The sequence below is a fragment of the Paenibacillus sp. FSL R7-0128 genome (genome assembly GCF_038002245.1).
Lineage (GTDB): Bacteria > Bacillota > Bacilli > Paenibacillales > Paenibacillaceae > Paenibacillus_AQ > Paenibacillus_AQ silagei.
In genome coordinates this window covers 5,376,563-5,399,738 of record NZ_JBBOCD010000001.1, presented here as the reverse complement: position 1 = coordinate 5,399,738, position 23,176 = coordinate 5,376,563, and the positions used below count along the sequence as shown (strand labels likewise).

The following is a 23,176-nucleotide window of genomic DNA, read 5'->3' as shown; positions in this document are numbered from 1 at the left end:
TCCACTGGATGGGAGAATAGGACAACCAGACCTGAAGAAGGCCCGCGAAGAATCGCGGGCCTCTTGCTATACAGATGCTGGAGCTGCTGCGTTACGCGTGGACCGTTTCAGGTCTCTTGACCAGCAGCGGCGGGGGAACCAGCCAGCCTTTTTTCTTCAGCAGATGCAGGTTCTTCAGGCCGATGGCCGCCTTGGTGAGATGATATTTGGCGAACAATGCGCCGATATCCTCACGGATGGACTGCCCCATTGCCTGGCTGCACGCTACCATCCCAACCGCCAGAGTGGCTGCAACCATGGCTGCAATCTCAGGGTCCGTGAACCGTGCGCCCACCGGAATATCCTCCAGTCTCGCTTCAGGCCGGTTCGGGAGTGCCGGAGCAGCAGCAATGCCCTGCTCTGCAAGCAGCGAGTCGCATTCGCTGATTTCCAGCTCCGCCTGGTCGATCATGGCGGCCAGAATTTTTTTTAGGTCGCTGTCTCCGGCGTGATACATGTGAGCTCTGTAGCCGGATAAAGCACCCTTTGCTGCCATTGAGGTCTCCCACAGGGTGAAGATCTCTCCATAATGCATCGGTTCTTCCTTGGGGTTGCCGCCTAGAATTCCTGTCATAGGTAAGCTCCTTTACGGTTGGATTTGAACATGGAGTAGCATGTCCCGCAGGAAACGGAGATATTACAGTGCGAGGTTGTGAATTTGTTTACACGGATAAAAGGCTGACTGTCATGCCATAATAAGCAGATGTGAAGTCAGGGTGGAGGAATAGAAGCTTATGCTTATTAATGTGATCATCGGCTGTATCATTCCCTGGTGTATCGGCAGTTATTTTCTCAGAAAAGACAGCGTAGTCATCCTTCATATCGCACCGATTGCCAGTGTAATCGCCTTTGCATTCGATGAGATCGGGTACCACATGAAGTGGTGGAGTATCACCCCGACCGGGCCTGGAGTTATTTCGTATCTTCCATATAATCTGGGAATCTTTCCTGTGGTCTCCTGTCTGCTCATCTATACGGTAAGGAGGACATCCCTGAATCCGCTGCTGCTGATCTTGCTCTTCGCGTTCGGCAAAACCTTGTTTTAAAGGCAGGTCCCAAGGGGTATAAATACAGCCGTTAGACCGACAATAAGCAGGATGCGATTATAAAAGAAGGTGGTTCGTCCATGAAGGGGTCAAAAGAATCCCAAGGGGAAAAAGGTTCAAAAGGAGCGCTAATCGCGCTCGCCTCCATCCCACTGATTATGACACTGGGCAATTCGATGCTGTTGCCGATTCTGCCCCAGATCTCGAAGGAGCTGGGAGTGAGCTCTTTTGGGGTCAGTATGATCATCACGGTCTATGGCCTGATCGCCATCCTGATGATCCCGGTCGCCGGCTATTTATCGGACCGCTTCGGGCGCAAAAAAGTGATTCTGCCCAGCCTGATCCTGGCCGCCCTGGGCGGTGCCGGATGTGTGGCCGCTGCCTGGTTCTTCACAGGAGTGACGGCTTACTGGATCATTCTTGCCGGACGTTTCGTCCAAGGGATCGGTGCCGCAGGCGCTTTTCCCATTGTCATTCCCTTCGTGGGTGATCTGTTCAAGGATGAGAAGGAGGTGAGTAAAGGGCTCGGAATTATTGAGACCTCCAATACCTTCGGAAAAGTGGTAAGCCCGATCCTGGGTGCTTATCTGGGGACGCTGCTATGGTATGCGCCGTTTATAGCCATTCCTGTGCTGTGTCTGATCTCTTGTATTCTTGTGATCTTCCTCGTTAAGAAGCCCGAGGCGGAGGAGGAAGCGGAGAAGTCCAGCTTGAAGGAATTCCTGGACGGTATTAAGAGCGTATTGCATGAGAAGGGCCGCTGGCTGTACGCGATCTTCGCTATCGGCGGCATCTGCATGTTCGCCACCTTCGGGGTACTGTTCTATCTATCTGAGATCCTTGAATCGAGATATAACCTGCACGGGGCCTACAAAGGCTTTGTACTGGCCATTCCGCTTGCTTTGCTATGTCTGGCCTCTTACGGAAGCGGTAAGATCATCGGCAAAAACAAGCTGCTCATGAAATGGCTCGGCTTCGGCGGCATGGCCTTACTGACGGCTGCCACGCTGATTACCGGCTTCAATGAGAACATTTATTACATGGTCGGGTTCCTGAGTCTAAGCGGAATCGGGATCGGGGTGGTCCTGCCCTGCATGGATGCGCTGATTACCGAAGGCATTGAGAAGGAGAACCGGGGCACGATTACTTCCCTCTACAGCAGCATGAGATTCATCGGGGTCGCGCTGGGCCCGCCGGTGGTGTCCCTCTTGATGAACCGGGGACACTGGACCTTGTTCTTCACCATGGCGGGCGTAGGGGCCGTCGGCGGGCTGTTGAGCTTCTTCGCGGTAAGACCCAGCAAGGAGGATTCCGAAGGAGAAGGCCGGACAGAGCGGAATTCGTTGGCGAAGAAAGGAAGTCCTTTGCGCCAGCGTGCCCGGTAGGAAAGCTATATACAGCAAATAAGGGGCGACCCAAGCGGGGTGCGCCTTATTTGCTCTTTTACATACGAATGCCGGCTTTCCCGCAATCCTGTGAAAATAATACACTTTTGCTCCGGCCGGGAAGCGAGCGGAATTCACGGATTTAGCGGATCAGCTTTAATCAAATCCGTATCTCTCTGAATAGACTAACTTATATATGAAATTACCATAGCAAGAGTTGACAGAGATTTTAGGAGGGCACCTATGTGAATGGATGGAACAGCAGCAGACCTGTGTTTGAGACGGATGAGCGGTGGATACATCTGAATAGCGCTTGGGAGGGGCATCGCAGATTCGGCTATGACTTGGTCTGTCATATGCAGCCGAACCGGGTGGTGGAGTTAGGAACTTATTATGGAGCTTCTCACTTCGCCTTCTGCCAGGCCGTCAAGAATCATGGGCTTGCAACGGAATGTTATGCAGTCGATACGTGGCTAGGCGACCAGCATTCGGGATTGTACGATGAATCCTGTTATCAATCTGTGCTATCCTCGTCGGCCACCTATTACCCCGGGATCTCCCATCTGCTGCGCATGACCTTCGACGAGGCATTGCTTCAATTTGCAGACCGAAGCATTGACCTTCTGCATATTGACGGTCTTCATACTTATGAGGCGGTCAAGCATGATTATGAGTCATGGCTGCCGAAGCTGGCGGATAACGGCGTTATTCTGTTCCATGATATTGCGGCTATGCAAGACGACTTCGGCGTATACCGCTACTGGGAAGATCTACAGATGCAGTACTATGCATTACAATTCGAGCATAGCTATGGACTTGGCGTTCTGATGCCCAAGGGCTGCTCCCCGGTAACCTTGCACATGCACGCTAACTGGAATGTAATCAAGCCGCTGTATCCTTAATGAATACAGCATGAATTATCCTGCTGAATACAATTTGCTTCAATCAAGGTCACTTCCCTGCGGCGAGCATCCTGCGGATGGTCTGGACGACCAGCTCCGGCTGGTCATGAATGACCATATGCCCGCTCTTCTCGGCGACAATAAGCTCACTATTGGAAGAGAGCTTCAGCATGTTACGCTGGCCCTCCTGCCAGATAGCTTCGAGCTGTCGGCCCGCTTCTTCGGAAACCCCGAAGGATGCGTAATCCTGGGGCAAGCCCCGGGCGATCACCTTGACCGGAAGCGAGCCGAAGCTCTGTCCACGGATTGCATCCTCGGTTGAGCTGGCCAGGGCGGCTTCCTGCTCCTTGGCGGCAAAATAGCTTGGCGTGGATATGACGTTAATGAATTCCCCGCGGTCTTGCTCGGCAACCAGGCCTTCCAGGAGCTGATTCTGGAACAGCCGAAGCGCACCGGAGCGCTTGAGCAGGCTCAGCAGGGAGGCACTGGGGTTGCCGGCAAACTTCTCGGCGGCCAGAATCGGCTTCGTCTCGCGATCGTCATTCTCGGGTCTGGCATCAATAAGCACCAGCCCGGTCACTTCCTCCGGGTACGTCTGCGTGAACAGCCGGGCGTACATGCCGCCAAGGGAATGGCCGACCATCAGGTACGGGCCGGGAACGTCTGCATTCTTAAGGGCGGTGTGCAGCTCGTTCACAATATTGGCGCCTGAGCGTTCCGTATCCGCCTGCTCGCTCCAGGCATACCCGGCACGGTCGTAAGTGACCACGGTGGCATGTGCAGCTAACTGTTCAGGGATATCTCTCCACGACAGGCTGGTTTCGCCGCTGCCTGCTTCCAGAATGATAGTGGGTGCTCCCGCTCCTAACTGGCGAATGTGGAGGTTATAGCCTCCGGCATCCACCAGTTGACCTGGTGCAGGATAGCCTTTACGGGCGGAGCTGGAAGCAATGGCTTCATACAGGAAGCCCGACCCTGCGATAAGAACAAATGCAGATACAAGGATTAATATGATCTTGAACAGCCTGCTCCGCAATTTGCGGGAGCCTGGACGCTTGACAGGGACTGGATTTTTCACGTTGGCTAATGACTCTCCTTTTTAATACAATTGTATTATTTAAAATAGTATAGCAGCCTGTCCGCTATTCAAGCAAGCTCCGTTCTGTTGATCACCCGTTTGAATCTTCCTCGACAAGGGTAAAATACAGACAAATAACTTCGGAAGAGAAAGGCGGTAAGCTTATGCTGTGGGGATTAATCGGATTGATTATTGTGGCGTGGCTGTTTGGTTTTATTTTTCATGTAATGGGCAATCTGATTCATCTTCTGCTCTTTGTAGCGGCAGTTCTGTTCGTGGTCAACCTGGTCAAGGGACGGTCGCGCAGATAAAGGGGAATGAGCGGGTAGGAATAGGCAGCAAAGCATATGCCCCGGTGAAGGAGGCATGTGCTTTTTTATGTTCAGTCTGGCGGATGCCTGGACACCTATTCCCCGGTTGCCTATAATAAATGAAAATGAATGAAAATGTACATGGAGGAGATTCAATGCGCAAACCGATCATCGCCGTCGATATGGATGATACCATCTGCCATCTCGTGAAGCGTGCGATATACCACAATAACATTGAGTTTCCTACACATCCGCTTCGCTACGAAGATATGATGGATTGGAACACGGACCATCTGCGCCACCCGGACAGCACCATGGACCTGTTCTTCGGCCGACCCGGCCTGTACGAGGAACTGGAGCTGTTCGACGAATATGTGGTGGAAGAGATGGAGAAGCTGCACAACGCCTATGATGTTATTATTGTAACGGCCGCTGTACCGAAGACGGTGCTGGAGAAATGGAACTGGCTGCAAAAGCATATGCCGTATATCCCGGCCGACAATTTCTTCACCTGCAAGCGGAAGCATCTGATCGGCTACGACCTGCTGATTGATGACGGCCCGCATAATCTGCTGCCCGCCGTTCAGGCAGGGAAGAAGGTGCTCTGCATCCCACATCCGTGGAACCTGAGAGCACGTGAGCAATACTCTTTTCCGCTGATGACCTCCTGGGAGGGTGCCAAGGAACGGGTGGATGAGATTTTGCAGGCGTAGGCTGAACCTGATCTTAACCTGAACCTGATTTATCGCTTGAAGATGAGCCTCGCTTGTGCGGGCTTATTCTGCTATGTCCGAGAGATATCCACCGCCTGTACTGCCGTAAATCCGCTGTCGAACATTATCAATATTTGCTGTATGATGGGTGTATCTTTGCGTTTCTTGCTCCAAGGAGGATTGCAGTTTTGTCTAAAGGGTTAAAGAGTATGGTTAGTCAAAGTAAAAAGCTGAGTCTCACCACGTTGCTCACAGGTCTGGTGACACTGGTGGTTCTCCTAACTTCGAGTATTCTTCTGCTAGGTTCTTATGAGTCCAAGAAGCGTTCCTTAATGGAGACTACGCTTCATCTGAATTACATCAATGCTGACCGTATGTCGAGGACCATGGATTCATTATTTCAGTCTATGTGGGGGAGTCTGGAATACAACGCTGCAAGGCTGTCTGACATAGAAGCTATGCCGGTTCAACAAGTGAATGATTCTCTGGATCTGATGCGCAGCAGCAGCAATTTCTTCAATTCCATCACCGTGGTCGACGCCAGCGGATTCGTCCGCCATGTCTCACCTGCCAGCATAGGGACTACAGGCAAGCACATCACCTCAGAGAATAGCAAGGAAGCATTAGCGCTCCGCAAGCCGTATACCTCTTCTCCATACCTGACTGCCAATACCAAGCGGTTAATTGTATTTTTGAGCCAGCCCATCTTCGATGCTGCGGGTACGTACGCCGGAATGCTTAGCGGCACCATCTACCTTCAGGAGAATAACGTTCTGTCTGAGATTTTTGACAATGTACAGGAGGATGACTCGGGGTCTTATTATTATATTGTGGACTCCGAAGGCCATCTGGTGTATCACCCGGATAAGGCGCGGATCGGCACAGATGTCAGCAGGAATGAGGTTGTGCAGCAGCTGATGAATAAGCAAAGCGGAGAACAGCGGGTGACGAGCACCCGGGGCATCGAGATGCTGGCCGGTTATTCCAGTGTGCCTGCCAATGGCTGGGGGATTGTGGTCGTCTCCCCGATTGGCCACATTCATCAGGAGCTGATGGGACATATTCGTATCCTGATCGGGTATACCTCCTTGCCGTTCATCATCCTGCTGCTGGGCGTTATTCTGCTGGCACGCAAGTTTGCGCGCCCCTTCGTCTATCTGGCAGATGTCGTGAGCAAAATGGGCAAGGAACAGATAGAATTGCAGGAAGCGAAGCGGTATTGGAGCCGGGAGGCTTACTTACTGACAGACGGAGTGTCGCTTGCCCTGGCCAATATTCAGCAGCAGACTGAGCAGTTGACCCATGAAGCCGAAACGGATGTGCTTACCGGTCTGATGAACCGCAGGTCCCTGGAGCATACGATCAGCCAGCGGATGAGCTCTGGTGTTCCCTTTTCACTGGTGCTGCTGGATATAGATAAGTTCAAGCTGGTCAATGACACGTACGGCCATAATCTGGGCGATGAAGTTCTGAAGCATGTCGTCCGGGTCATCGTGACTTCACTTCGGCCGGATGATATCTGTTACCGCTACGGCGGGGAAGAATTCGTTATTCTGCTGGCCCGGACCACGCCTGCTGAAGCCTTCAGCGCTGCTGAGCGAATCCGTCTTGCGGTTGAGCGGAGCCAGGGGCCGATTGCAGCGAAGCTTACGATTTCACAGGGGATTGCCCACTACCCTTCCCATGCCGCCGATCTTACGGGACTGCTTGTGAAGGCGGATCAGGCCTTGTATCTGGCGAAGAGCAGAGGACGCAACCAGTCCGTGATTGCGGAATCCTAGCAGAATTTACTTTGAATTGTGACTGTCGCGCTTTGAAGGCTTTTGCGTTATAATCGAGAAAAATTTCCTGAAGGTGGAGCAATGTGAGAATTGGTACAAAAAGATTACGCCTTCAGACCACCATCACCCTGATGATCTGCCTGATCGTCGTGCTGGTGCTGCTGATTGTGTATGTGATGTTCGGCATGAGATTCTCCGAAGAAGCCCGGGCTTCTCTGGAGAACAAGGCCATCACTATTGCCCGGACGGTCTCCCGCACGCCGGGGGTGGTTGACGGGCTGCTTGCAGAATCCGATTCCGGCAGCATCCAGCGTTATGCAACCGATATCAGCGCCATTAATGACGTTCAATTCGTGGTGGTGATGGATATGGGAGGCATTCGCCGTTCCCATCCTGATCCGGCCCTGATCGGCAAGCATTTCATGGGCGGGGATGAGACCGATGCACTGCATGGCAAGGAGACCATATCCGTGGCTGAAGGCTCGCTCGGTTATTCAGTGAGAGCGTTCTCACCGATCTTCGCCTCTGACGGCAAGCAGGTTGGAGCAGTAGCGGTAGGCATATCGCTTGGCAGCGTCCGTTCCGCCGTTCAGCAGAACCGCTGGATTATCTACTCGGGCATCCTGGTCGGCGGGCTGATGGGGATATTCGGTGCCATCCTGCTCGCCCGCAAAATCAAGCGGATGATGTTCGGCATGGAGCCGGGCGAGATTGCCAAGCTGCTGGAGGAACGCAGCGCTATGCTGCAATCCGCCAAGGAGGGGATCCTGGCTATAGACAGGGAATCCCGGATTACCTTAATGAACGCCGAGGCCCGGCGGCTGATGGGCAGCGTCGGCTTGAACCAGGACCCGCTGCAGGGACAGGTGGAGCAATTCTGGCCGCTGCTGCGGATGGAGAAGGTGCTGGAAACCGGGGAAGCCCTGGAGGATAAGGAAGTGGAGCAGAGCGGTATTACGCTGCTGGTGAATGTGGTTCCGGTCAAGGTGAACGGAGTGATTGAGGGGGCCATAGCCACGTTCCGGGACAAGACCGAAATCAGTATTTTGATGGAGCGACTCTCGGGAATCTCCCTGTATGCAGAAGCACTGCGTGCCCAGACCCATGAATTCATGAACAAGCTGCATGTCATTATGGGGCTGAATACGATGCGCAGATACGACCGGCTGGAAGAATATCTGACCGATATTGTGCAGAACATCCGGACGGAGGCGGACTCCGTGGTCAGACAGGTCAAAGACCCGGTGATGGTCGGCTTCCTGCTGGGCAAGCTGAGCAGAATCAGAGAGGCCGATGTGCGGCTGGTTATTCTGGACGACGGTGTGCTGCCGGAAGCTGCGGATCATGAGACCGCACGGGAGCTGGTCACGATATTCGGCAATCTGCTGGACAATGCGCTAGAGGCCTTGCAAGGGGCGGACACTAAGCTGATAGAGATCGGATTCTGGCATAAGGACAATCTGCTTACCCTGAAGATCAGCGACAACGGCCCCGGCATCTCTGCGGAGGACGGGAATCATCTGTATGAACAGGGCTACTCGACCAAAGGCAAAGACCGGGGCGTCGGGCTGTATCTGGTGAAGCGGAGTGTAGCCAAGCTGGGCGGGACGATTGACTACCAGAGCCGGGCGGATCAAGGAACCGATTTTACTATACGGTTGCCTTATCTTGCGAAGCATGATGATAACCAGATGAAGACTGATGATTAACTATGAAGAGTGTGGATAACTGATGAAGAGGGTTGAGACCCAATTATGATAAAAGTACTGATCGTTGAAGATGACCCGATGGTATCGGAGATGAACAAGTTTTATTTGGAGCAGGTAGAGGGCTTCCGTGCCCAGGGCTGGGCCAGCTCTGCCTCCGAAGCGCTGGAGCGGCTGGAGGAGCAGCCGTATGACCTGATTCTGCTGGATATTTACATGAAGGACAGCAACGGGCTGGAGCTGCTGGCCGAGATCCGGCACAGGGGCATTAAGATTGATGTGATCGTCATCTCGGCGGCGAGCGACAAGGAGAGCATCCGCGAAGCGCTCCAGAACGGAGCGGTGGATTATCTGATCAAGCCGTTCGAGTTCCCGAGGTTTCGCGCGGCGCTGAACGGCTACCGGGAGCAGAACAAGCTGTTCCGCAGCCAGGAGCGGCTGAACCAGTCGGAGCTGGACCGGCTGTCCCGGTTCAAGCAGGAACGGACGACCTCGCAGGAGCTGGCGAAGGGCTTCACCCGTCAGACGCTCCAGACCATCTGGCGTGCCGTGGAGGCCTGCGGCACTGAGCTGTTCTCCGCCGAGGACATCTCGGCGGTATCCGGCATCTCCCGGGTCTCCACCGGCAAATATCTGGTCGGGCTGACGGAGATGGGCGTGCTGGAGATGGACCTCGTCTATGGCAGCATCGGCCGTCCGGTGCAAAAATACCGGATCGCGGCCAACGGCAAATCGCTGATTAGCAAGTATATCTGAGGACAATCGAGTATCAATGAGTTCAGTGCGCAAACCCGCCTATAACTGAATACAAAGCATTCATGCTAAAGCTCCTGACGCGCAACCTGCGGCGGGGCTTTTTTTATCTGGATATGTGCCTCCGATGTATGCGAAAAACAAAATACATTCCCCGCCGCAATGTTAACGCTTACTTTAATAATTTACAAAACCCCTTTATTACTTTCATAAAAACAAAAGCGCTTTCAAAGCAGCTATGATGAATTTGTAAAAGAGTTAAGGAGGTAAGGTTAACATGCAAAAAGCAATTCAACCCCCGCTTTCGGTACCGGAACAGCAGCCTGTTGTACTGAAGCAAGGAGAACAGGGTTTCGTCCAGAAGCTTCTGCATTTAAAAGTAGGCGTTATTCCGCTCCCGCTGTATGTGGTATTTGCACTCATTATTTTTGCGGCTTCTGTGCTTGGTGAACTGCCCAACGACATGATCGGCGGCTTTGCAGTAATTATTGTACTGGGGGTGCTGCTCAGTGATCTGGGCTTCAAGCTTCCGATTCTCAAGAATATCGGCGGTCCCGCGATCCTCTCCCTGATGATCCCATCCTTCCTGGTCTTCTGGAATGTGCTGGACCCTTCGGTGCTCGAATCGGTCAACACGCTGATGAAGACATCGAATTTCCTGTACCTGTACATCTCGATTCTGGTAGCCGGAAGTATTACCGGGATGAACCGGACTACGCTGATCAACGGCTTCATCCGCATCTTCATTCCGATGATGGCCGGAACCCTCGCCGCTGTGGCTGCGGGCCTGGGCGTAGGGATGCTGCTTGGTTATAGCGCACACCGGACACTATTCTACATTATCGTGCCTATTATCGGCGGCGGTGTCGGTGAAGGGATTCTCCCGCTGTCGATCGCGTTCTCGCAGATCCTCGGCGGGGAATCCGGCTCCTATGTGGCCCAGATGATTCCGGCAGCGGTGATCGGCAACGTGTTTGCGATTATCGGTGCGGGCCTGCTCAAGCGGATGGCTGACAAAAATCCGTCCATCACCGGGAACGGTGTGCTCGTAAAGTCGAAGGACGGCCAGAAGCTGGCGGGCAGCACGTATGACAGCGCGAAGCCAGACTTCCTGCTGATGGGCGCGGGCCTGCTGTTCGCCTGCGGACTCTTTATCACCGGACACCTGCTGTCGCCGTTTGTTGGCATTCCGGGTCCGATCCTGATGATCTTCGCAGCGGCACTACTCAAAATTTCCAAGCTGCTCCCGTCCAAAATCGAGCAGGGCGCTTATCAGCTCTACAAGCTGGTCTCCGGTACTTTAACCTGGCCGCTCATGGTCGGCCTGGGGATGCTGTACATTCCGCTGAAGGATGTCGCCGCCCTGATCTCGCTTCCTTATATTATTGTCTGCGCTACCGTTATCGTGGCGATGACGATCACCGGCTATTTTACCGGCAAATGGGTCAATATGTATCCGGTTGAAGCGGCCATTGTTACCGGCTGCCGCGGCGGCCTTGGCGGAACAGGCGATGTAGCCATTCTGTCTGCCTCGGGACGCATGGAGCTGATGCCGTTCGCACAGATCTCCACCCGTATCGGCGGTGCAATTACAGTAGTTGTAGCCACACTGCTCATCTCCGTCTGGGGCGGCTGATCAGAGGGATTAATCCGCAGACGATACGCATGAATCACATGAAATCGCATCCAATCGTGTCTAAATCGTGGACAATTTTCAGGTGTCAGCTTTTATCTTGCCAATCCGATAATTATCGCGGAGAATGACTAAGGGAGTATATGAAATGCAGAGTTGACGGGCCTGCATACGGGTCTGGTACGGTTCCGGATGCAGGTATATCCGCTATATATAGTAAGATCTGAGAATAGATGCAAGCAAACGGTTAACCAGTTGAATGGAGGAGTTATTCATGGAACTATTAGAAGAAATTATGCTGCTGCATAAAGGCGGTAAGCTCGAAACTACCCTGAAGCATCCGATTCTGTGCAAAGACGACCTGTCCAAAGTCTACACGCCGGGTGTGGCGAAGGTCTGTCAGGCGATTGCCGACGATCAGTCCCAGGCCTATGAGCTAACCACGAAGAAGAATACCGTAGCTGTCGTATCCGATGGCACGGCTGTACTGGGGCTTGGCGATATCGGGCCGAAGGCGGCCATGCCGGTTATGGAAGGTAAGGCAGCGCTGTTCAAACAGTTCGCAGACGTCGACGCCGTGCCTATATGCCTGGACACCAAGAATACCGAAGAGATTATTGCGATTGTAAAAGCGCTTGCCCCGACGTTCGGCGGCATTAACCTGGAGGACATCTCCTCTCCGCGCTGCTTCGAGATTGAAGCCAGACTAAGAGCCGAGCTGGACATTCCCGTCTTCCATGATGATCAGCATGGTACGGCAATTGTCGTGACAGCCGGACTGCTGAATGCGCTCAAGGTATGCGGCAAGGATATTAAGGATGTCAAAATCGTAGTCAATGGCATAGGTGCAGCCGGCATCTCCGTCTCCAAAATGCTGCTGCATGCCGGAGCGGTCAACCTGATCGGCGTGGACCGGGAGGGCGCGATTAACCGGCTGGCGGATTATGAACGCAGCCACTGGAGCGATTACGCCCGGATTACGAACCCTTATCTTGAAACCGGAAGTCTGTCCGATGTGATCAAAGGCGCAGATGTCTTCATCGGAGTCTCTGCACCGGACGTGCTGAAGCTGGAAGATGTGCTGAACATGGCCACAGACCCGATTGTGTTCGCCATGGCGAACCCGATGCCGGAGATTGATCCTGCCATTGCTGCGCCGCATGTAAGAGTCATGGCGACCGGCCGTTCCGACTATCCGAACCAGATTAACAATGTGCTGTGCTTCCCGGGGATATTCAGAGGCGCGCTGGATTGTGAAGCTACGGATATCAATGAAGATATGAAGCTGGCGGCAGCAGAGGCGATCTCCTCAGTGATTGACCCGTCTGAGCTGCATGAGAAATATATCATCCCAGACGCCTTCGATCCGCGTGTAGTAGAGAGAATCCGCATGGCTGTAGCTGAAGCGGCAGCTAAGAGCGGCGTAGCCCGCAAGGACCTGCTGGTCGGCATTAACTGATACCTATATTAATGAAGATACACCAAACGGCAAGCTCGTCAGATGAGCTTGCCGTTTTTTGCGGAATTTATATGGTTTGGGGTTTGTGATGATGGAATTTGGGGTAATGAACGGGAGATTCTGGGCCGGATATGGGAATTCCGGCTGTACATAAATATGAACCTGGAGGGAACAAGATGAGTGAGCAAGAAGTGGAAGCTATCGGCTGGGATGCCATTGAAGATCAGATGAAGAGACTGTACGGGCAACAGGAGCCGAAGCATTATGCGGCAATGCTGCCGTATAGCCTGGGAGGCAATGACCCGCTGAACGGAATCAGCGCCTATGCAGCCGAGCAGCCTTATCCGCATTGGCATTTCGTAACCTTCGGTTTCACCGAGCTGTTCGAGAAGGAGTCCGAAGATCCTGAGTACAGCGGCTACGGCTTCGAGCTGACCTTCCGTCTGGCACGCAGTGCAGGCGAGCAGAAGCCTCCAGCCTGGGCGATTAATCTGCTGCAGAACATGGCCAGATATGTATTCTCCAGCGGAAATATCTTTGCTTCCGGCCATCACCTGGATGCCAATGGCCCGATTTGCCTAGGGGCGGATACTCGGCTGACAGCGCTGGCGTTCACCGATGACCCGGAGCTTCCGGCTGTGGATACGCCGAACGGCCGTGTGGAATTCCTGCAGATGGTAGGAATCACAGCGGATGAGCTGGAAGCGATGATGTCCTGGAATACCAACGCCTTCCTGGAGGCCAGTCAGGAGGTGCTCCCTCTCTACATCACCGATCTTGCCCGGGAATCGCTGCTCCGGCTTCCGGCCATTCAGGAAGCGGTGCGTCAGGGTATCGACCGTGACGGTTCCCAGACGGGCATTCTGTATGTGGATGAACTGGATTATGAGCCGGGTACAAGCCGCCTGTTCAGTGCAGCACCTGCTGTCCTGACCATAGGCGCACGGCAGGCACCGACTATAGCCAAGCTGCTGCGCGGCCGTCTGCTGAAGGGGAAGCCGCTGACACTGAACAGCAAGCAACGGCAGGTGATGCTGGAGTTGAAACCCGTTAACGGGACTGTGGTCAACGAGGATTTTGTCCGCATCGGCTTGACGGAAGAGGTGGTCCTGGAATTGGAAGAGAAGCTCCAGCCTAAGGAAGGGGAGCTCCGGCTGTCTGCCGCCAAGGAATTGAAGGTGCAGATCCGCAAGACCTACATCAAAGACCAGGAAGGCAATGTGGTCGAAACTATCGGCTAACCGCGCGGACGGCAGCTTTCTTTTCGGCAAATCATACCCGTCTATCTCAGAGCCGTTTCATGACGAAATTAAACATAGCCGTATTCCGGCCTGGAGACCAAATCTTTAGCTTATCTTTAGACTTGGTTTAGTCTGAATTAAGAAACCCCGGCTATATTTAAGTGAACAAGAAACGCTGTTCAAAATAACGGAACGGGAGCCCACTATGGCCAAATTGAATTTGTTTATCCGCGTGTGTATTGCCGTGCTGCTGGTGCTGGGCATTATCTATGTCGGCTCACTGGTAGACTTTATTTTTACCCCTGTTATCTCGTTGTTCAATGTTGTGATGGTGCCGTTAATGCTGGCCGTATTCTTCTATTATCTGCTTCGGCCCCTGATCGACTTCCTGTCCTCGCGCAAATTGAAGCGGACGCTGGCGATCCTGCTGGTCTATCTGGTCATTGCTGTTCTGCTGCTGGGCTTCACGGTAGGCGTCTGGCCATCGCTGCAAAGTCAGCTGCTGAACCTGGTCAACAATATGCCGGGTGTGCTGAGAGCAGTGGGGGAGCAGCTAAGTAAGCTGGAGAACACTGAGCTGCTGTCGGGACTGATTCCCGAGAATATGAACCTGTCCAGCCAATTGATGGGCTATTTGAATACAGGCTTCTCGCTGGCAACGGGCTATGTGTCCGGGCTGTTCTCCTTTGTCTCTAATTTTGCAATTGTGCTGTTCACCTTCCCGATCCTGCTGTTCTACATGCTGAAGGAGGGTGGGAAGTTCGGCGATAAGCTCGTGAGCTTCTTCCCGAGACGCTATCACGAGGAAGGCGCGGGGGTGGTTGCCGAGATTGATAACGTGATGGGCAGCTTCATCGTCGGCAGAGTGCTGGTCAATCTGGCGCTCGGCGTGCTCATGTACATCGGGTTCCTGTTCATCGGCCTGCCGTATGCGCTGCTGCTGACGCTGGTGGCGGTGCTGATGAACTTTATCCCTTTTATCGGAGCCATTCTGTCTACCGTGCCAATCTTCATCATCGGTCTGATTGAGTCCCCGTCTACGGCGGTCTGGTCCATTGTGGTGGTACTCGTTGCGCAGCAGATTCAGGATAACCTCGTGGCCCCTTATATCTTCGGAAAAAGCATGGATATCCACCCGCTGACCACCATCATTCTCGTCCTGGCCGGCGGCGATTTCGGCGGAATCATCGGCATCCTGGTCATTATTCCGGTCTACATGATGCTCAAGATCATCATCGTCAAGCTCTATCAGCTCTTCCTCCGCAAGCGCTGGGATGAGGAGGAGCCGGCAGCGCCGATGGGACCGGTAGAGCCGGTGCCCGGGGACACGGCGCCGCCTGCGGATGCGGGGGAGTAAACGGAATTGAAAAAGGGAGATTAAGGACCGATTAGCGCGTAGGGGGTCCATAGAAATTGCGAGGTTGGATGAAGCAAGGGTGAGCTTGGATGAAGTGAGAGTGAACAAGGGTGAGGTTGGGGCAGAGTAATGGAAGATTTGGGTGAGAGGTGGAAAATAGGCACTTATTTCACGTGGAGTGGACTGTTACAGGGAAGCAGTTGGAAAAAGTACATCTAATATTCCAATATATAAGGATTCGCCTAAAGTCGGCTCCAACAAGTGTTCTTTATCCAACTAATCTTGGAAAGTGTGTCTGTAGCGCAAAATTAGATGGACTAAATCCACTTGCTTCCTCTGCTGCGTTCTGAGCTTAGCTTGATCCTCGTCCCACTACCAGAATAGGTATATAGATTAAAACAAACACACCGGAAATCAATGCTATACATGATTTTCGGTGTGTTTGTTTTGTTATAAATTCGTTTGAAATGTAATCAGCTACTTCGATGTTTTCTTAAACTTATAAGTATCCACTATACCTACTCCCGCATCAAAAACGTCCGCGTCCGCTCCAGCTTCGGGCTGCCGAAGATCTCCTCTGGTGTGCCGGATTCGGCAATGTCTCCGTTGTCCATGAAGAAGACGCGGTCGGCGACATCGCGGGCGAAGCTCATCTCATGGGTGACGATCATCATCGTCATGTTCTCCTCAGCCAGCTGGCGGATGACACGCAGCACCTCGCCGGTCAGCTCGGGATCGAGCGCCGAGGTCGGCTCGTCGAACAGGAGAATATCCGGGCTCAGCATCATCGCTCTGGCGATGGCAACCCGCTGCTTCTGCCCGCCGGATAGCGTGGAGGGGTAGACGTTCGCTTTGTCGGAGAGGCCTACCTTGGAGAGCAGCTCCCGGCTCTTGGCCGTAATCTGCTGCACACTCTCCCGCTTCAGCGTGCGCGGGGCAAGCTCCAGGTTGTCCCGCACACTGAGATGCGGAAAAAGATTAAAATGCTGGAACACCATCCCCATACTTGAGGTGATGTCTCTAATATTCGCCGTACTGGCGTAGCGTCCATCCTCAACAAGCACTTTCCCGCAGATCGAGATGCTGCCCCCGGTGACCTCCTCCAAATGTACGAGACTGCGCAGCATGGTGCTTTTGCCAGAGCCCGAGGGCCCGATCACCGCAACGACTTCGCCGGGCTTCACGTCAAAGCTTATCTGGTTCAGCACACTGAGGCTGCCGAAGTCTTTCTTCAATTGACGTACTTCAATCATGCTACTCATAGCCAAACAGCCCTTCTACTCAAATTTGAAACGTTTCTCCAGCAGCTTGAAGAACAAGGTCAGCACCAGGGTCATCAGCAAATAAATGACGCCCGCTACGACAAAAGGTGTGACGGTGAAATCCCGGTTCACCGCCGTCTTGGCGAAATTCAGCAGCTCAGGCACCGCCACGGCATACAGCAGAGCGGTATCCTTGACCAGCGTAATGGATTCATTGGCGACCGCAGGCAGCGCCACGCGGAACATCTGGGCGAGAATCACCTTGCGCAGCGTCTGCCACCGGCTTAAGCCCAGAACCTTAGCCGCCTCATGCTGGCCTTTATCGATCGAGAGCAGCCCGCCCCGGAAGATCTCGGCGAAATAAGCGCCGTAATTGAGAATAAAGCCCAGGCTGGCCGCTACAAAGCGGTCCATAACGAGATATTCCCCGATCACGGGAATCTGCGGCAGGCCGAAGCAGAAGAAGAACAATTGCAGCAAGAGCGGCGTTCCGCGCATGACGTAAATATAAGCGTGTGCGATCCAGGCCAGCGGCTTTAGCGTGCTTTTGGCCATCAGAGTGACCACCATCCCGAGCGGAATGGACAGCACGATCACAATCAGGAACAGCAGCACCGTGGTCCGGGCGCCTTCAAGCATCGGTCCGGAAATTCTAATAATATAATCGATATCCATGGCTTAACCGGCTCCTAAACGATAGCATCTAGTTCAATACCTTGTTCTCTCCGAACCACTTGGTTGAGATCTCAGCGGCGGTTCCGTCACTGTTCAGCTCATCCAGCGCCTTCTGCAGCTCTGTCAGCAGTTCATCATTGCCCTTCTTGATTCCAATACCATATTGCTCAGGAGCCAGTGATTCTTCCATCAGCTTATACGTATCCGGCTCCTTGGCTATGTAATATCTGGCGACAACCTCATCAATAACTACCCCATCCACACGGCCGGACTTGAGGTCTGTCAGAGCCAGGACATTGTCGGGGTATTCGGACACGTCCTTAAGCTCGGCTTTGATCGGACTGGCATCCAGGGCATCGGCGGCAGAGGAGAGGCTTTGCAATCCGACTTCTTTGCCGGCCAGATCCTTAAGCGCAGACAGCGATGAACCCGCCAGCACGACTACCACCTGGCTATTCTCCAGATAAGGCTTGGTGAACAGCACCTTCTCCTTGCGCTCGTCCGTGATGGTGTATCCGTTCCAGATCATATCAATCCGGCCGCTGTTCAGCTCGGATTCCTTGGCGGACCAGTCAATCGGCTGGAAGGTAACCTCCTTGCCCATCTTCTTGACAGCCGCTCGCGCATAGTCAATATCGAAGCCGACAAGCTCATTGTCATCATCCCGGAAGCCCATCGGGGCGAACTTGTCGTCTATGCCGATCACCAGCTTGCCGTCTGAACCGGACCCTGAGCAGCCTGTAATTAGTACAATAGCCATGATGGTTAATAGAACCCATATTCCCTGTCTCTTCATCTCTCTAATCCCCCTAGTAGATTGCCTGCCGCATCGGTTGCTTTAGTTCGTTAATACGTTATCAGGCTATCATAATAGCATATCATGTGAGCTTATGTCGATAGAGTTCCTAGAGGCAGATGTGTCCAAAATAAATCTAATCCCGCCTCGCCGTGTATGCTTGTGTTCATGTGTGCTTATCCTCCGTATATACTGAAATCGCCTCCATCCCGGAAGAGCCGGAAATGAAGGCGGTTACTGTTAACGGCGGTATGTTGCGGGCATCAGACGGGTGGATTCACACTAGCTGCCCTGACTTTATTTTATCTCAATATTGCGTGTTGCCCGATTGGCTGGTCTTGCCCGAGGCAAAGCCCTTGAATAGGGTGGGCACATTGCGGTAGCGGGTATTGGTAATCCGGGCTGCGCTGCTGCTGCTGTCTGTGCGGAAGATGGAATCCTTGACGTTCGAAATGTCCGAGTTGTCCAGTGTGAAGTTCACCGTATAGGAGGTGCCGCCGTTCTGGCGGGCCAGCTTGCCGATATCATCGGCTCTGAAATTCTTAATGTTGATGGTGCCCGCAGCGTTCGCCTGAAACACTTTATCGTAGGCTTTGTACGCACCTCCGCCTGTAATATTGACGGTGCCGGAGGCCTTCAGGGTCAGGGCATCCTCGCCGACATCCTGCCAGGTTACGTTGGAGATGGTAGCGTTGCCGTAACAGTGCACCCCGTCTGCGCCGGGAGCGCCGATAATTACATTTTTGAGTGTAGCATTCTTTTCCAGCCGGAAGATGGGCTTCTGATTCTCTGCCTGGCTGCCGTCTCCGAGCGTGCTCGGATTGGCGACGAACGTCTGGCCATTGCCGTTATACGTCTCACCGGCCTTCACTACAATCGTCGAATTTACCACAATTGGCGATGCGGCTGATACCTCGGGGGGATTGGCAACATAGAACGAAGACAACAATGCAACCGACAGGAGCAAGCCAACTACCTTTTTCAAAAACATTCCGCCCTTCAACTGTAGAATTGAGGTCCGGCGTACCGGTACCTTGCGGGCAATCCAGCCAGATGTGCACCTCCGACTGCACCCGATATCTAACCTATTCAGAACACGTGTGCATAGAACATAAACCTTACATGGAGATCAATTTCCATATTTTCGACACAATTGGGCAAGGGTTGCAAGCTGAGAGATAAAGGTTAACAATGGTAGAATAACATAGACAATAGAAGCGGAGGAGAATAGAATGACTCAGGAAGAATTTGACGAGATGATGGAGATTCAGTGGCAGAGAGAGAAAGAAGAGAAGGTGAAGAAGTATAGCATTCTGAATACCTTGGCGCTAAAAGGGCAGACCGTGATGACCGGCTCGTCGCTGATGGAGTTTTTTCCGGTGAATGAATTACAGCAGACGCTGGAGAAGCAGACGGTGATCTATAACCGCGGGATTGCAGGCTATGTAACCCGGGAATTGCTTGAAGTGCTGGAGGTATGCGTGCTTGCGCTTGCACCTTCGAAGCTGTTCATTAATATCGGCACCAACGACATCAGCTCAGCGGACGGGGAGTATAAGCTGGAGAAGCTGCTTGCGAATTACAATGAGATTCTGACCCGAATTAGAGAGAGGCTGCCGGAGTGCAAGGTGTATGTCATGGCGTATTATCCGGTGAATGCCAAGGCCGAGTTCCCCGGAATGGATGAGGAGATGCGGGAGAACTACTTCAGAACGAGAACCAATGCGGCTTTATTGGAAGCGAACAGCGCGGTGGAACAATTAGCCGGGAAGCACGGGTATGAGTTCATTAATGTGAATGAGGGACTTACGGACGCTGAAGGGAATCTGAAGGAAGAGTATACGATGGACGGAGTTCATATGTATGGGAACGGGTACTCCGTGGTTCTTGATAATCTGAAAAAATACCTATAGCAGCCACACGCAGCAAGAGCAGCGGTCTTCCGGTAGCCGGAGAGGCGCTGCTCTTGCTGCTCACAACCCTCAGATCAGTTCCCGCCGCCGCTTCAAATACACATACAGCACAATTCCCGACAAGGAGCAGACCGCTGCGCACAGCCCGATGAACCCGTACCCCGCCTGGAGACCGCGCAGCAGGCCAAGCTCTGTTGTGCTGCCGTACATTCTTTTGACGGTCTCAATGACCCAGCCGATAATATAATTGCCGATGACACTGCCCAGGCCCATCAACGTGACCACAAAGGTAATAGCCGTATCGCTTCCGTTCGGGTAACGGCGGGCAATAAAAGCCATCACGGTAGGATAGATAATAGCGATCCCAGCGCCGGATAGGGCGAACAGAAAGGCGAGACGCTCCCCGCCGGCCAGGGCGGCGAAGGTGCAGACCGCCGAGAAGCAGGAGAAGATAATCAGCGAGAGCACGAAGCCGATCCGGTCTGTCAGTGCACCCAGCAAGAGCCGTCCCAGGGAGAATAGCAGGAAGAAGGCTGACAGTAAGCCGGAAGCGCGGACGGTATCCCAGGCGTAGGCTTTTTCCAGAAAGTTAACCAGCCAGCCGCCCACAGCCAGCTCTGAGACCACGCCGAAGGACAGAATCATCACCATCATCCAGAGCGCGGGATCGCGCGTCAGGGTACGGAAGGAGGTGCGGTCCTCATTCGGCAGATCATCCCCGGGAAACGTGCTTCGCAGCGCCGACAGAATCGGCAGCAGGCAGAGCGACAGCATGACCAGATACATCCCCCGCCAGTCCAGCGTATGACCGAATACACTCAGCGACATCACCCCGGTTGCCAGCAGCGGCGCTACAGTTGAGCTTAGGCCATAGAAGAAGTGGGATAGGTTCATCATCATCCCCGTGTTTTTGACGAATATGCGTGCCCCCAGAATCGCCAGCCCGATCTCCAGCATCCCGTTCCCTATGTACATCAGAAAGTAAGAGGAAGCAAACAGCGGATAGCTGTGGGACAGGAAGATCAGCACGCCCGAGATCACCATCGAGGCGAACGAAATAACGGTGACTGCCTTGATGCCCCATTTGCGGACAAGAATAGCGGTGAAGGAGCAGGCGATCAGATAGCCAAGCGCATTAAGCGAGAGCAGGGTGCCGAGCTGCCCCTCATTCAGATTGAAGGCGAGCTGAATCCGCGGGATGGCGGGCCCTTTAATATTCTCCGAGATGCCAAAGACGACAAAGCCCAGGAAGATAGTGACAAGTTGCATGAAATAAACGGTATTGCGTTTGTTTGCAGAGTTGCGGGACTGAGCTTTCAAGGTAAATTGCCTCCTGGAAGATTGCGTGTTGGAATACGTGTATTGTAGTTATTTTACGGTGAAAGGGCAAGGGTTACTTGTTCAATCTCCCTACATAAAGAAAGCCCGCACAGGCAGGGGATGATAACTTTCCTGCGGTGTACGAGCATTTGGAGGAATTGGACCGGTTGAACCGCCTTTGCTCATTTTTTAGCCCTACATTTAAGAGATTCTAAATATGCTTACATTACTGTAAGTGTCAGATTGTCCTGTGATTTGCAAGTTTAACCCCGTAATCCCTTGTGCCGTGACTGGGAAAATAAGCTCTGTGTTGGCCGTAGTTACATTTATCAGACCACTGGCCGCCAGGGCCAGGCCGCCAGAGCCTGTAGTTCCTCCAGCAGCTTTATACAGATAGGAGGGGAAGGGGGTAATTGCACCGTTCAAAGTAGGTATAACAGTTATAATATCGGCACTTGCAGAGGTATCACTAATAAACAATCGAATGTTGTAGGCAACAAAATAAATGCCTGTTTCTGGTATCACTATACTTTGGTTACCGCCGGTACCTCCAAGGGTAATCCCCTGAGCAAATACCGTATTGAACGGGATATTAACCGGGACGCCATTAGTTACTGCTGTGTTATTGACCGGAACAAATCGTCCATGAGTGGCCAATATATTCGGCCCTGTGATTCCAGTAGCCCCAGTGAGGCCAGTAGCGCCGGTAAGGCCGGTAGCCCCAGTGAGGCCAGTAGCGCCGGTAAGGCCGGTAGCGCCAGTGAATCCGGTAGCGCCGGTAAGGCCGGTAGCCCCAGTGAATCCGGTGCTTCCGGTGACTCCGGTAAGGCCGGTAGCCCCAGTGACTCCGGTGACTCCGGTGACTCCGGTAAGGCCGGTAGCACCAGTGACTCCGGTGACTCCGGTGACTCCGGTAAGGCCGGTAAGGCCGGTAGCCCCAGTGAATCCGGTAGTTCCGGTGACTCCGGTAAGGCCGGTAGCACCAGTGACTCCGGTGACTCCGGTCGGCCCTGTTGCCCCTTCTCCTGGACCAGTAGGTCCTGTCACTCCGGTTGGCCCCGTGGCCCCTCCCCCTGGACCGGTAGGTCCGGTCACTCCGGTTGGCCCCGTGGTTCCTCCCCCTGGACCAGTAGGTCCGGTCACTCCGGTTGGCCCCGTGGCCCCTCCCCCTGGACCGGTAGGTCCGGTCACTCCGGTTGGCCCCGTGGTTCCTCCCCCTGGACCGGTAGGTCCGGTCACTCCGGCTGGCCCCGTAGCCCCTCCCCCAGGCCCCGTAGGTCCGGTCACTCCGGCTGGCCCCGTAGCCCCTCCCCCTGGACCGGTAGGTCCGGTCACTCCGGTTGGCCCCGTGGTCCCTCCACCGTTATGTTCTCCAAGCAGTTCTTCAGATACTAAGCGGTGAGCGGTGACCAGCTGACCAGTACTACTCTTGCCCCACACCGAAATTTGAACGACATTGCTCAACTCAGTCACACTATCAGATGTAACAAATATAAATTCAAAACCATTAAAATCAGCATAATAATTCTTCGTAATGACTTGATTTGCTGCAAGCTGGACAACTTCGCTAACGTACAAGACCCTTGTTCCCGCATTTAGATAATACCCCTGAATAGATACAGAGAACGCCGAGCTCACGCTGCGATTATCGATTTTAACGGTAACCTGCTGAGTAGGCCTCACTCCGCTAACCGGGTTATTTTCGATCGGTCCTGTTGATAAAAAGGCCATTGCTTGATCACTTCCTGTCCGTATAATTGAATTTCGTTCCATCAGCAGCACACTTAATGATTAATATAGTAATAT

At 53.3% G+C, this 23,176-nt stretch carries 21 protein-coding genes; 13 read left to right on the top strand and 8 right to left on the bottom strand.

Translation table 11 applies throughout. The features are described from left to right. Positions 1–91: 91 nt before the first annotated feature. Positions 92–613: a DUF3231 family protein gene (locus NST26_RS22775; RefSeq protein ID WP_340951127.1), complete on the bottom strand. Its 522-nt coding sequence runs from the start codon at positions 611–613 to the stop codon at positions 92–94. Positions 614–773: 160 nt separating this feature from the next. Here NST26_RS22775 and NST26_RS22770 point away from each other — a divergent pair, with 160 nt between their 5' ends. The 3 genes from NST26_RS22770 to NST26_RS22760 all read left to right on the top strand — a co-directional run bounded on the left by NST26_RS22770 (position 774) and on the right by NST26_RS22760 (position 3,372). Continuing rightward, the gene (locus tag NST26_RS22770; RefSeq protein WP_340951130.1) at positions 774–1,085 is read left to right on the top strand and encodes a hypothetical protein; all 312 of its coding nucleotides are present in this window, start codon (positions 774–776) and stop codon (positions 1,083–1,085) included. Between the two features lie 80 nt (positions 1,086–1,165). Beyond that, positions 1,166–2,470, top strand: coding sequence for an MFS transporter (locus NST26_RS22765; RefSeq protein ID WP_340951133.1), 1,305 nt, complete (start codon positions 1,166–1,168; stop codon positions 2,468–2,470). Between the two features lie 245 nt (positions 2,471–2,715). Continuing rightward, positions 2,716–3,372 carry a class I SAM-dependent methyltransferase gene (locus NST26_RS22760; protein WP_340951137.1) on the top strand — a complete coding sequence of 219 codons (657 nt, stop codon included), beginning with the start codon at positions 2,716–2,718 and terminating at the stop codon, positions 3,370–3,372. 49 nt (positions 3,373–3,421) lie between these two features. Here the strand turns inward: NST26_RS22760 and NST26_RS22755 are convergent, their stop codons facing one another. Then, positions 3,422–4,450: an alpha/beta fold hydrolase gene (locus NST26_RS22755; protein ID WP_340951140.1), complete on the bottom strand. Its 1,029-nt coding sequence runs from the start codon at positions 4,448–4,450 to the stop codon at positions 3,422–3,424. Positions 4,451–4,614: 164 nt separating this feature from the next. Here NST26_RS22755 and NST26_RS22750 point away from each other — a divergent pair, with 164 nt between their 5' ends. The 9 genes from NST26_RS22750 to NST26_RS22710 all read left to right on the top strand — a co-directional run bounded on the left by NST26_RS22750 (position 4,615) and on the right by NST26_RS22710 (position 15,404). After that, positions 4,615–4,761 (top strand): lmo0937 family membrane protein, encoded by a 147-nt coding sequence (locus NST26_RS22750; RefSeq protein WP_155991672.1) that lies wholly within the window; start codon positions 4,615–4,617, stop codon positions 4,759–4,761. A 155-nt stretch (positions 4,762–4,916) separates the two neighbouring features. Further along, the gene (locus NST26_RS22745; RefSeq protein WP_036731518.1) at positions 4,917–5,474 is read left to right on the top strand and encodes a 5' nucleotidase, NT5C type; all 558 of its coding nucleotides are present in this window, start codon (positions 4,917–4,919) and stop codon (positions 5,472–5,474) included. A 188-nt stretch (positions 5,475–5,662) separates the two neighbouring features. After that, on the top strand, positions 5,663–7,255 hold the full coding sequence (locus NST26_RS22740) for a sensor domain-containing diguanylate cyclase (RefSeq protein ID WP_340951148.1): 1,593 nt from the start codon (positions 5,663–5,665) through the stop codon (positions 7,253–7,255). Between the two features lie 83 nt (positions 7,256–7,338). After that, entirely contained in the window at positions 7,339–8,964 is a 1,626-nt protein-coding gene (dcuS, locus tag NST26_RS22735) for a DcuS/MalK family sensor histidine kinase (RefSeq protein WP_340951152.1), read from the top strand. Positions 8,965–9,009: 45 nt separating this feature from the next. Then, the gene (locus NST26_RS22730) at positions 9,010–9,717 is read left to right on the top strand and encodes a response regulator (RefSeq protein WP_340951154.1); all 708 of its coding nucleotides are present in this window, start codon (positions 9,010–9,012) and stop codon (positions 9,715–9,717) included. Positions 9,718–9,991: 274 nt separating this feature from the next. After that, positions 9,992–11,350 carry a 2-hydroxycarboxylate transporter family protein gene (locus NST26_RS22725; RefSeq protein ID WP_036731526.1) on the top strand — a complete coding sequence of 453 codons (1,359 nt, stop codon included), beginning with the start codon at positions 9,992–9,994 and terminating at the stop codon, positions 11,348–11,350. 271 nt (positions 11,351–11,621) lie between these two features. Next, a complete protein-coding gene (locus tag NST26_RS22720) occupies positions 11,622–12,806 on the top strand; it encodes an NAD(P)-dependent malic enzyme (RefSeq protein WP_340979821.1) in 1,185 nt (394 codons plus the stop codon). A gap of 176 nt (positions 12,807–12,982) precedes the next feature. After that, positions 12,983–14,047, top strand: a complete 1,065-nt coding sequence (locus tag NST26_RS22715; protein WP_340979820.1) for a suppressor of fused domain protein — start codon at positions 12,983–12,985, stop codon at positions 14,045–14,047. Positions 14,048–14,252: 205 nt separating this feature from the next. Beyond that, positions 14,253–15,404, top strand: a complete 1,152-nt coding sequence (locus NST26_RS22710) for an AI-2E family transporter (RefSeq protein ID WP_340979819.1) — start codon at positions 14,253–14,255, stop codon at positions 15,402–15,404. A gap of 518 nt (positions 15,405–15,922) precedes the next feature. Here the strand turns inward: NST26_RS22710 and NST26_RS22705 are convergent. The 4 genes from NST26_RS22705 to NST26_RS22690 all read right to left on the bottom strand — a co-directional run bounded on the left by NST26_RS22705 (position 15,923) and on the right by NST26_RS22690 (position 19,128). Continuing rightward, positions 15,923–16,666 carry an amino acid ABC transporter ATP-binding protein gene (locus tag NST26_RS22705; protein ID WP_340979818.1) on the bottom strand — a complete coding sequence of 248 codons (744 nt, stop codon included), beginning with the start codon at positions 16,664–16,666 and terminating at the stop codon, positions 15,923–15,925. A gap of 15 nt (positions 16,667–16,681) precedes the next feature. Further along, positions 16,682–17,341, bottom strand: a complete 660-nt coding sequence (locus NST26_RS22700; RefSeq protein ID WP_036731532.1) for an amino acid ABC transporter permease — start codon at positions 17,339–17,341, stop codon at positions 16,682–16,684. 28 nt (positions 17,342–17,369) lie between these two features. After that, positions 17,370–18,101 (bottom strand): amino acid ABC transporter substrate-binding protein, encoded by a 732-nt coding sequence (locus NST26_RS22695; protein ID WP_445323377.1) that lies wholly within the window; start codon positions 18,099–18,101, stop codon positions 17,370–17,372. Between the two features lie 343 nt (positions 18,102–18,444). Continuing rightward, on the bottom strand, positions 18,445–19,128 hold the full coding sequence (locus NST26_RS22690) for a pectate lyase (protein ID WP_340979815.1): 684 nt from the start codon (positions 19,126–19,128) through the stop codon (positions 18,445–18,447). A gap of 241 nt (positions 19,129–19,369) precedes the next feature. On the opposite strand from NST26_RS22690, the gene NST26_RS22685 reads away from it, so the two are divergent. Beyond that, entirely contained in the window at positions 19,370–20,050 is a 681-nt protein-coding gene (locus NST26_RS22685) for a GDSL-type esterase/lipase family protein (RefSeq protein WP_036731538.1), read from the top strand. 69 nt (positions 20,051–20,119) lie between these two features. Here NST26_RS22685 and NST26_RS22680 read toward each other — a convergent pair whose 3' ends face one another. Then, a complete protein-coding gene (locus tag NST26_RS22680) occupies positions 20,120–21,319 on the bottom strand; it encodes an MFS transporter (protein ID WP_340980860.1) in 1,200 nt (399 codons plus the stop codon). Between the two features lie 252 nt (positions 21,320–21,571). After that, positions 21,572–23,101: a collagen-like protein gene (locus NST26_RS22675; protein ID WP_340979814.1), complete on the bottom strand. Its 1,530-nt coding sequence runs from the start codon at positions 23,099–23,101 to the stop codon at positions 21,572–21,574. Positions 23,102–23,176: the final 75 nt, after the last annotated feature.